Source organism: Phenylobacterium sp., from assembly GCF_036723115.1.
In the GTDB taxonomy this organism is placed as follows: Bacteria; Pseudomonadota; Alphaproteobacteria; order Caulobacterales; family Caulobacteraceae; genus Phenylobacterium.
The window spans coordinates 1-8,897 of sequence record NZ_DAIMHV010000109.1 but is presented as its reverse complement, the minus strand read 5'-3'; the positions used below and the strand labels follow the sequence as shown (position 1 = coordinate 8,897).

At 68.8% G+C, this 8,897-nt stretch carries 9 protein-coding genes; 2 read left to right on the top strand and 7 right to left on the bottom strand.

Annotated features, from left to right (window positions below; all coding sequences use genetic code 11):
* The coding region (locus V7D28_RS11285; protein ID WP_333587484.1) for a CinA family protein at positions 1-347 on the top strand (347 nt) is incomplete at its 5' end.
* Positions 348-411: 64 nt separating this feature from the next.
* Here V7D28_RS11285 and V7D28_RS11280 read toward each other — a convergent pair.
* The 6 genes from V7D28_RS11280 to purL form a co-directional block, all read right to left on the bottom strand.
* The gene (locus V7D28_RS11280; protein ID WP_333587483.1) at positions 412-3,477 is read right to left on the bottom strand and encodes a TonB-dependent receptor domain-containing protein; all 3,066 of its coding nucleotides are present in this window, start codon (positions 3,475-3,477) and stop codon (positions 412-414) included.
* Between the two features lie 203 nt (positions 3,478-3,680).
* Positions 3,681-4,151 carry a DUF3429 domain-containing protein gene (locus tag V7D28_RS11275; protein WP_333587482.1) on the bottom strand — a complete coding sequence of 157 codons (471 nt, stop codon included), beginning with the start codon at positions 4,149-4,151 and terminating at the stop codon, positions 3,681-3,683.
* Positions 4,138-4,524, bottom strand: coding sequence for a thiol-disulfide oxidoreductase DCC family protein (locus tag V7D28_RS11270; protein ID WP_333587481.1), 387 nt, complete (start codon positions 4,522-4,524; stop codon positions 4,138-4,140). Before V7D28_RS11270 ends, V7D28_RS11275 begins: the two co-directional genes overlap by 14 nt.
* On the bottom strand, positions 4,502-4,972 hold the full coding sequence (locus V7D28_RS11265; RefSeq protein ID WP_333587480.1) for a hypothetical protein: 471 nt from the start codon (positions 4,970-4,972) through the stop codon (positions 4,502-4,504). Before V7D28_RS11265 ends, V7D28_RS11270 begins: the two co-directional genes overlap by 23 nt.
* Positions 4,969-5,337 carry a DUF3313 family protein gene (locus tag V7D28_RS11260; protein WP_333587479.1) on the bottom strand — a complete coding sequence of 123 codons (369 nt, stop codon included), beginning with the start codon at positions 5,335-5,337 and terminating at the stop codon, positions 4,969-4,971. The genes V7D28_RS11265 and V7D28_RS11260 overlap by 4 nt, the downstream gene beginning before the upstream one ends.
* Before the next feature lie 142 nt (positions 5,338-5,479).
* On the bottom strand, positions 5,480-7,678 hold the full coding sequence (gene purL, locus V7D28_RS11255; protein ID WP_333587478.1) for a phosphoribosylformylglycinamidine synthase subunit PurL: 2,199 nt from the start codon (positions 7,676-7,678) through the stop codon (positions 5,480-5,482).
* A 414-nt stretch (positions 7,679-8,092) separates the two neighbouring features.
* Here purL and V7D28_RS11250 point away from each other — a divergent pair, with 414 nt between their 5' ends.
* Positions 8,093-8,521: a hypothetical protein gene (locus V7D28_RS11250; protein WP_333587477.1), complete on the top strand. Its 429-nt coding sequence runs from the start codon at positions 8,093-8,095 to the stop codon at positions 8,519-8,521.
* Positions 8,522-8,607: 86 nt separating this feature from the next.
* On the opposite strand, the gene V7D28_RS11245 is transcribed toward V7D28_RS11250, so the two are convergent.
* Positions 8,608-8,897: hypothetical protein (locus V7D28_RS11245; RefSeq protein WP_333587476.1), on the bottom strand; the 290-nt coding region annotated here is incomplete at its 5' end.

The following is an 8,897-nucleotide window of genomic DNA, read 5'->3' as shown; positions in this document are numbered from 1 at the left end:
ACTATCTGGGGGGCGGGGTCATCTATACCGGCAAGGCGCGGATGAGCCTGCTGGAGATTCCGCGCGAAGCGGTGGCGGGCATGCGCTCGGCCAGCGAACCCTACGCCCTCTTGCTGGCCCGCACGGTGCGGGAGCGGTTCGGGGCGACCTGGGGCGTGTCCGAGACCGGGGCGGCCGGTCCTTCGGGCAATGGCTATGGCGACCCGGCGGGCCACAGCTGCATCGCCATTTCCGGTCCGGTGGAGTGGGTGACGACCCTGGAAACCGGGGCCGACGACCGGCTGGCCAATATGCAGGCCTTCGCTGCCGGGGCGCTCGACCTTTTGCGGCGCGCCACCGCCGATTGATCTCAAGGGCGCAGGCGAGGACCGCGATCCCACCGGCCCGGCGGGATCGCGGTCCTGGCTCAGATCAGAACTGAGCCTTCATGCCCACATACATGAAGCGACCCAGCGGGCCGACGGGGGTGGCCCCGCGGGTGAAGGGCGCCGAGCCGGTGGCCGACACGCCGTCCGAACCTCGATCCGGCAGCTGGTTGGTGAAATTGTTCACCCCGCCATAAAGGTTGTAGCGGTCCTGGAAGGTGTACTGCACCTGGATGTCGTGGGTTTCCCGGGGCGAGAAGGTCCAGTAGCGGTCCTCCACATAGTTCGGGTTGGAGGCCCGGCGCTCGTCGGTGAAGCGCTTGGTCTCGTCGAACCAGTTGAAGCCGTAGTTGACCATCAGGTTGTTCCACATCCAGGTCAGGTCGAAATTGGCCTGCCACTTGGGCGCCCCCACGTAGCCGAGCTCGCTGGACGGCGCGGCTCCGTCGATCTCGATGAAGCGGAGCTTGGTCAGCCGGTTGGCCTGCAGGGCGAACTGGAAGTCGCCGATGTCGCGCTGCAGCCCCAGGTCCATGGGGTTGAGCCGGTATTGCAGGCTGAAGTCGAAGCCGGCGGTCTCATACTCCGAGACGTTGATCGAGTATTCCTGGAAGAAGTCCACGAACTGGGTGGACGGATCGCGGGTGAACAGGTTGCAGAAGTCGTTGGGCTGTTCCAGGTCGTAGCAGCTCTCGATGATCCGATTGGCGGTGAACAGGTTCACCGCGTCGCTCAGCGTGATCCGGTAATAGTCCAGCGACATCGACAGGCCCGGCGCGAAGCGCGGGGTGAAGACGAGGCCCAGGGTCTGGGTGTCGCCAGTCTCCGCGCCCAGGTCACGGTTGCCGCCGACGACGCCTTCCACCGATGACGAGGTGGTGTTCTGGAAGTTGGCGGCGACAGGGTCGAAGCCCAGGGCCGCCGTACAGTTGGCCAGGCGGAAGCTCGTCCCCGCCTGGACGTTGCGCACGTCGCAGGGATCTGTGATCTGCCGGAAGGTCTGGCTCTGGGGCAGGAAGAGCTCGCTGATATTGGGCGCCCGCACCGCGCGCGCGCGGCTGCCGCGGATCATCAGGTCGTCGGTCACCTGCCAGCGGCCGCCGATATTCCAGGTGTCGGTGGTGCCGATGGTGGAATAGTCGGAGAAGCGGTAGGCGAGGTTGACGTCAAAGGCCTGGATGAAGGGCAGATCGCGCACCACCGGAATGGCGAGCTCGCCGAACAGCTCGGCCACATAGAAGTCGCCGCTCTCGATGGCGCCCTGGCCAAGCCAGGTGACGTTGTAGCCCAGCTCCTGGCCGAGCAGTTCGGAGGCCGACGGGCTCTCCAGGCTGCGCTCCTCGCGGTACTCCGCCCCCAGGACGAAGCCCACCGGCCCGGCGGGAAGGCGGAAGGCCAGGGAGCTGTCGCCGGAGATATAGGCGCTGACCACGTGCTGCTCGATCCGGGAGCTCGAGCGGGCGGTCTCGTTGATCCAGGCGCGGGCCTCGGGGGAGACTCCGCCTTCGCCGAAGATGTTCACCGGGACGCAACCGCCGGCCTGGCCGCCGCCCACATAGACCTGGTTCCAGGCGGCAGGGTCGACATCGGTTCCGAACAGGTCCCCGAAGGGGACCGCCGAGGGATCGAGGGTCGAGCGGCAGACGATGGCGCCACTGGTCGGATCACGGACGGCGTCGATGGCGGCGAACCACCGCAGATTGCTGCGGTTGTTCAGCTCCTCGTTGTTCTCTTCGGTCCGGCCATAGGTGTAGGAGACGTTGTAGGAGACCGCCGAGGACAGGTCGCCCTCGATCCCCACCACCGTGCGGAAGGTCTCCCGTTCGATCTCGCGCCGGATGTTGCCCAGATCGAAATTGTCGCGCGCCACCAGCACGCCCGGCGCCGGCAGCCACGAGCCCGCCGCCGCCGTGCCGCCCGGGGCCAGGGCGTCGGCGCGGATGGTGGCGGGCATGAACGGATTGTCGATCCCGACGAAGATCCCGTAGTCGAAGGTCGGCTGCGAGGTGAAGGCGGTCTGGGCGTTGTTGTACTTGAACTCGCCGAACACGCGGTGGTTGGCGTTCAGCTCGTAGGAGCCGCTCACATAGGCGGTCCATCGCTCCAGGCCCGGGAGAAGTTCGGTCTGGAACAGGTCCAGCGGGGTGCCCGAGCCGCCCAGCATGGAGAAGCCCCCCAGATAGAGGCCGTCCACCCAGCGCGTGCCGTCGCCCACGAAGCTGACGCCCGACAGGGTGTTGGGATCAAAGCCGGCCCGGGTATAGACCCCGCCGCCCAGGGCGGTGTCGATATAGCGGACGTCCCGGGCGAAGACCTGGTCGGTGTTCCCCCAGAAGGCGCGGTCGGCCGCCGGGTCGTAGTCGGCGGGGTTGTTGACCCGGACTTCCCGGGAGCCGGGACGGGTGAAGGACCGGTCCTGGGGCGCGAGGGCGTCGGTGTTGCCGTATTCCAGGCCGATGGTCAGGTTGGCCCGGCCGTCCATGAAGTTGCGGCCGCCCACGACGCTGACGAAGCCATCCTCGCCGCCGCCCAGGTCCGACCAGCCGTACTGGGCGCGGACGTCCAGGCCGTCGAAGTTGCGCTTGGTGATGAAGTTCACCACGCCTGACACGCCGTCGGCGCCGTAGATAGCCGAGGCGCCGCCGGTCAGCACCTCCACGCGGTCGATCAGGGCCACGGGAATGGCGTTGGTGTCCACCGCCGCGGTGCCGGGCTGGCCGGCCACATGGCGGCGCCCGTCCATCAGGACCAGGGTCCGCTTAGAGCCCATGTTGCGCAGGTTCAGCAGGTTCAGGCCCACCGAGCCGCGATTGGCGGCGTTGGCGAAGTCCTGCCGGTCGGTGGAGCCCACCAGGGCCGGGGCGTTCTGCATCAGGTCTGTGACGTTTGTGACGCCGGAACGCTCGATGGCTTCCCCGCTCAGCGTGCTCACCGGATTGGGTGAAACGAAGTCTTGCTGGCGGATCCGGGACCCGGTCACCACCAGTTCCTGGACGGCGATCTCGCCCGCCGGCGCGGTGGTCGCCGTCTGGGCCGCGGCCGGGGCGGCCAGGGCGACGACGACCGCGCCCCCCAGCAGGGATGTGGCGAAGAGATTGATTTTGCTGGTCATGGTGGAGCTCCAGGCAATCGGGGATTGCATCGGCTCAACCACGAAACGTCCTGGGCTTCACCGCCCTTGGCGCCCGATTTTGACAAAACCACGACAACAAGGCGCGATTTCAGGCGCCTTTAGGGCCAGGGTGCGGCGCAGGGGTCACAGTTACGCGTAACCGCGCGATGTGAGCCAAGCTTGGCTGTAACCAGCGTCGATTGTTACCGGGGATGGAAGGCGAACGCCGCCGCCGGAGCCAGGGCCGCGGCGATGAGGCTGAGCGCGGCCACCAGGGTCAGCCGCCAGCGAAGGGCGCCATACCAGTGCGGCGCCTCCCCCCCGCGGACCGTGGAGAGGTCATAGACCAGCAGCAGGATGAGGCCTGCGGCGAGGCCCAGGAGGCCTGCGCCCCGCGGCGCGGCCAGAAGCGCCCAGGCCAGCAGAGCCGGCAGGACGCTGACGCCATAGGGGTGCAGGCGGCGCTCGCCCGCGGCCACGGCCAGCCCCCATTGGGCGCCGCCCATGAAGCTCAGGATGATCGCGCCATAGAAGGTCAGGGCCTCCAGCGCCGGGCTGCGCCAGGCCTCCGGCGCGAGATGGCTGGCGGCGGCCAGGCCGACAAACGGAATGAGGCCCGCGGCGCCGAGACCTGCGGCGGCGGGTGGGATTCGGGGGAGGCTAGGCTTCGCCATGACGGGCCAGACGCTGAAGTTGTGGACGCAGACGAAGGAAGAGGCGGTAGGCCGCCTCCAGCAGGGCGACCAGCGGCCTGATCCGACGCAGGCGGTTCAGCCCGCCCAGCCCGGGCGTGGCGCTCCAGACCGCCAGGAAGGCCTCGGCCCCGCTCACCAGCCGGCCACCCCGGTCGCGGGCGTGAAAGCGCGCCATCAGCGCCTCCCGCGTTGCGGGGAGAGGCGTCGGGGAGGAGGCCGTCAGATCAACAAGGTCTAGCGCCCCCTCCAGGTCGCGACGTCGCAGCCAGGCGACCTCCTGGCGACAGAGGGGGCAGGCTCCGTCGTACCAGACCGTGACCTTGGCTGGATCAGCGGTCCTGGGCGCGTCCATCGGCGAGACCCTGGTCATCGGCGGGGGCGGCCGCCTGCCGGGCGGCGCTGGTTTCGGGAATATAGAGGCCGGTGGCGAAGCGTGACAGGAAGCCCTCCGGACGGAAGCGGGGACCGTACTCGGCGCAGGGGTCGTCCTCGGCGCTGATCCGCCGAGGCGTGTGGTCCTCTGGCGTCATGGCTGCGGCCGCGGCGTCGCCGAACGGCTCGGCGAACTGAAGGGCGTCGCCCACCCGGCTCAAAGAGGGGTTGTCGGTGCCGATGGCCGTGGCGGTGCGCCGCCACTGGATGGCGGCGATCTGTTGGCCGGCCGGGCTCAGCATCTCGGCCTCGGCGGCCAGCCCGCCCAGGGCGCCGGGCGCGCGCACGCCGATGGGGCCTGGAATGAAGAAGGAGGCCGCCGCCGCCGCCGCAGAGCCGACGCGGCCGGTGGGCATGACCTCGGTCACCGCGCACGCACCCGCGCCGCATCGGCGCGCTCGCCGGGACGGGCGATCTCGAAGCGTTCGGAGAGCTCGAAACAGAGCTGGGCGTCCACCTCGCGCAGGACCAGGGCCTTTTCCTGCGGCGTCATCCAGTTGCGGGCCGAGGGCGCGGGGGCATAGACGCTGGGCTCAAGGGCCACCGCGCCGACCTGGGCCAAGGCGGCCTTGTCCGACCGGTCCAGGGCGCTGGCCCGCACCATGTCGGAGCGGGTGTTCAACCCCTCATAGCTCGTCAGAAACGTCCCCCGCTCCGGTGTTCCGGCGCAGGCGGCCAGGGCGAGAAGTGCGAGGGGGGCGGCAAGGCGCCCGCGAAAGACGGTGTTCGACATGTCGACCCTGCTCGGTCGCAGCCTGATCCCGGAACGGCAGATCACGGACGAGACCCTTGAAATTAGAGTGATTTCCCATCCCGAGCCTGGATCGCTCAGGGGGGCGTCACCCTAACGCGGAAGCCGACCGCCGGCTCCGCTGCTAGGCCATGTACGTGGGCATCCAGCCTTCGTATGCGTCGCGCAGCGCTTTCAGGGGCACATCGAACAGATCCTGCGCCGCCAATGAGTCGCCTCCGGCCCGGCCGATTTCGCGGGCCGCGACGCCCGCCGCCGCCGCCGCCGCCAGCAGGGGCTGGGCCTCGTCCACAGCGATCAGGTAACGGGCCTGGTCCTCGCCAAAAAGGGCCGCGTGAGCCGGTAGGTCCGAGCCGAGGCTCAAGGTGATCCCGACCCCCGACGCCAGGGCCATGTCCGCCGCCGCCCCGATCAGGCCGCCGTCGGACAGGTCGTGGGCCACGCTGACCTGTTCGCCGCGGATCATGGCCCGCAGGAAGTCGCCCACCCGGCGCTCTGCGGCCAGGTCCACCGGCGGCGGGGCGCCGTCCTCTCGACCGAGGATCTCCCGCAGATAGAGGCTGGCGCCCAGCTCCCCACGGGTCTCCCCCAGCAGGATCAGGGTCTGTCCGGGTTGCAGGCTGGAATAGTCGGCCCGGCGGGCGGAATCGGCGATCAGCCCCACCCCGCCGACGGTGGGCGTGGGCGGAATGGCCTGGCCGTTGGTCTCATTGTAGAGGCTGACATTGCCGCTCACGACGGGGAAGTCCAGGGCGGCGCAGGCCTCAGCCATGCCGTCGATGGCGCCCACGATCTGACCCATGATCGGCGGGCGCTCGGGATTGCCGAAGTTCAGGTTGTCGGTGATGGCGATGGGCTCGGCGCCCACGGCGGTCAGATTGCGCCAGGCCTCGGCCACGGCCTGCTTGCCGCCCTCATACGGGTCGTTCAGCACATAGCGCGGCGTGCAGTCGGAGGTTACGGCGAGCGCCTTGCGCGTGCCATGCACCCGCACCACGCCTGCGTCGGCGCCGGTGGCGGAATCCTCCATCGTGTCGGCCATGACGTGGCGGTCGTACTGTTCCCAGATCCAGCGCTTGGAGGCCATGTCCGGGCAGGACATCAGCTTGATCACCGCCTGGGCGTAGTCGGCCGGGGGCGGGACGTCGGCGGCGCCCAGGCGCGGCTGCGGCGTCGTGGGCGTCCACGGACGGTCATAGAGGGGAGCGTCGTCGAACAGGGGAGCGAGCGGCACGTCGGCCACCACCTCGCCCTTGTGGCGCAGGACCATGCGCCCGGTGTCGGTGGTCTGGCCGATGGTGGCGGCGTCCAGACCCCACTTCTCGAAGATGCGGCGGCCGTCGGCTTCGCGGCCGGGCTTGAGGATCGCCAGCATCCGCTCCTGGCTCTCCGACAGCATCATCTCATAGGCGGTCATGCCGGTTTCGCGCTGGGGCACGGCGTCCAGGTCGAGCTCGATGCCGACCCCGCCCTTGCCGGCCATCTCCACCGACGAAGAGGTCAGGCCCGCCGCGCCCATGTCCTGGATGGCGGCCACTGCGCCGGACGCCATCAGCTCCAGGGTCGCTTCGATGAGCAGCTTCTCGGCGAAGGGGTCGCCCACCTGCACCGTGGGGCGCTTCTCGTCCGAGGCGTCGTCAAACTCCGCCGAGGCCATGGTCGCCCCGTGAATGCCGTCGCGCCCGGTCTTGGACCCGAAATAGACCACCGGCAGGCCGGCGGCCGGGGCGGCGGAGTAGAAGATCTTGTCGGCGTCGGCCAGGCCCACGCACATGGCGTTGACCAGGATGTTGCCGTCATAGCCGCGGTGGAAATTGGTCTCGCCCGCCACGGTGGGCACGCCCACACAGTTGCCATAGCCGCCGATGCCGGCCACCACGCCGTTGACCAGCCGCCGGGTCTTGGGATGGCTGGGATCGCCGAACCGCAGGGCGTTCAGCAGGGCCACGGGCCGCGCACCCATGGTGAAGACGTCGCGCATGATCCCGCCCACCCCGGTGGCGGCGCCCTGATAGGGCTCGATATAGGAGGGGTGGTTGTGGCTCTCCATCTTGAAGACGCAGGCCTGGCCGTCGCCGATATCGATGACCCCGGCGTTTTCCCCCGGCCCCTGGATCACCTTGGCGCCCTTGGTGGGGAACTTCGACAGGTGCTTGCGGCTGGACTTGTAGGAGCAGTGCTCGCTCCACATGACCGAAAAGACGCCCAGCTCCACGAGGTTCGGCTCGCGGTTCAGACGCTTGACGATGAGGTCATATTCATCGGCCTTGAGGCCGAACTCAGCGGCCGTATCGGCCATGGATTTCGCAGGCGCAGCGGTCATGCGGCGCGTTCTAAAGCGCGTTCCGATAAGTGGGAACCGGTTATCGGATCAAAACGCGCGCCTGCTCTGGAATCTGCGTTCCGATAAGTGGGAACCGGTTATCGGATCAAAACGCGCGCCTGCTCTGGAATCTGCGTTCCGATAAGTGGGAACCGGTTATCGGATCCAACCCGAGCCGCCCCGGTTCGTGCACGCCGGTCGCTGCTGACCCGTGACCGCGGGTGAGATATGGGGAATTCCCGTTGCGGGCGAATTCCATCCGACGTCTTGCCTTGGCGCGTTAAGACTGATCGAATTCTATGGTTAACGCGTTGTTGCTTGCCGCTGCGTTCCATCCTAACAGGGTGATCGCAGCGTGGGGGCTGATGGCTCGCGCCGGCCCTTGGGTGAACTCGAACCGGGGTAAGGTGACACATGATCCGGACCAGCCTTCTCGCCGTAGCCGCCTTGGCGGCCTCGGCCGGCGCCGCCAGCGCCCAGTACCATCCCACCGCGTCTCAGCCCCAGGGCGGCTGGCCGCCCTGTCCGCCGGCCCATGTGGGCCATGCCGACTGCTACTGCCCGCAGCAGCACGTCTTCTACACCACGCCCGCGCCCTATCATGTGCGCCACGTGTCCAGCGGCCCTGCCGTGCGCATCTATTCTCCGCCCGTCTATGTCCCGTCGGGCCGTATCGATATTCAGGGTCCGCCCATCTATGTGGAAGCCCCGCCGGTGCGGGTGGCCGCGCCGCAGATCTATCTCCATGCGCCTGACGTGCGCGTGAAGCCTTCGCAGGTCATCGTGGAGCCCCCGCAGGTGCATGTGGCGCCTTGCCCGGGCGGCGGGGCCTGCCAGCCCTGAGCGGTCAAACAGGTCGAAGAATTGAGGGCGTCGCGGTCTCCGCGGCGCCCTTTGTCTTGGTTCCACTCGGTTCTGATCGGAACCCTCTAGCGGGAGGCGTCGGCGCAGAAGTCCCGCATCTGCCGGGCCAGGGTCAGGTCCCCCCCCTCGAGGGCCGCGCGCACGGCGCCGTCGCAGTCGCCGGCGGCCGCCAGGCCCGTCACCTGCCGCGCCAGCTCCTGCTTGGCGAGCTCATTCTCCCACAGAGCCTTGGCCTCGCGCCGATCGCCGGGCGTGCAAAGCGCCATCCAGGAGGCGTCGGCGCAGCGGCGAATCAGCCGGGCCTGCCGTGCGGCCTCCCGCACGCTCTCCGACTCGGCTGTGGTCGGGGCGAGGG

Bases quoted from the DNA above. Each gene is read 5' to 3' on its own strand.
- V7D28_RS11280 (WP_333587483.1), bottom strand. From the start codon at position 3,477: ATGACCAGCAAAATCAATCTCTTCGCCACATCCCTGCTGGGGGGCGCG.
- V7D28_RS11275 (WP_333587482.1), bottom strand. From the start codon at position 4,151: ATGGCGAAGCCTAGCCTCCCCCGAATCCCACCCGCCGCCGCAGGTCTC.
- V7D28_RS11270 (WP_333587481.1), bottom strand. From the start codon at position 4,524: ATGGACGCGCCCAGGACCGCTGATCCAGCCAAGGTCACGGTCTGGTAC.
- V7D28_RS11260 (WP_333587479.1), bottom strand. From the start codon at position 5,337: ATGTCGAACACCGTCTTTCGCGGGCGCCTTGCCGCCCCCCTCGCACTT.
- purL (WP_333587478.1), bottom strand. From the start codon at position 7,678: ATGACCGCTGCGCCTGCGAAATCCATGGCCGATACGGCCGCTGAGTTC.
- V7D28_RS11250 (WP_333587477.1), top strand. From the start codon at position 8,093: ATGATCCGGACCAGCCTTCTCGCCGTAGCCGCCTTGGCGGCCTCGGCC.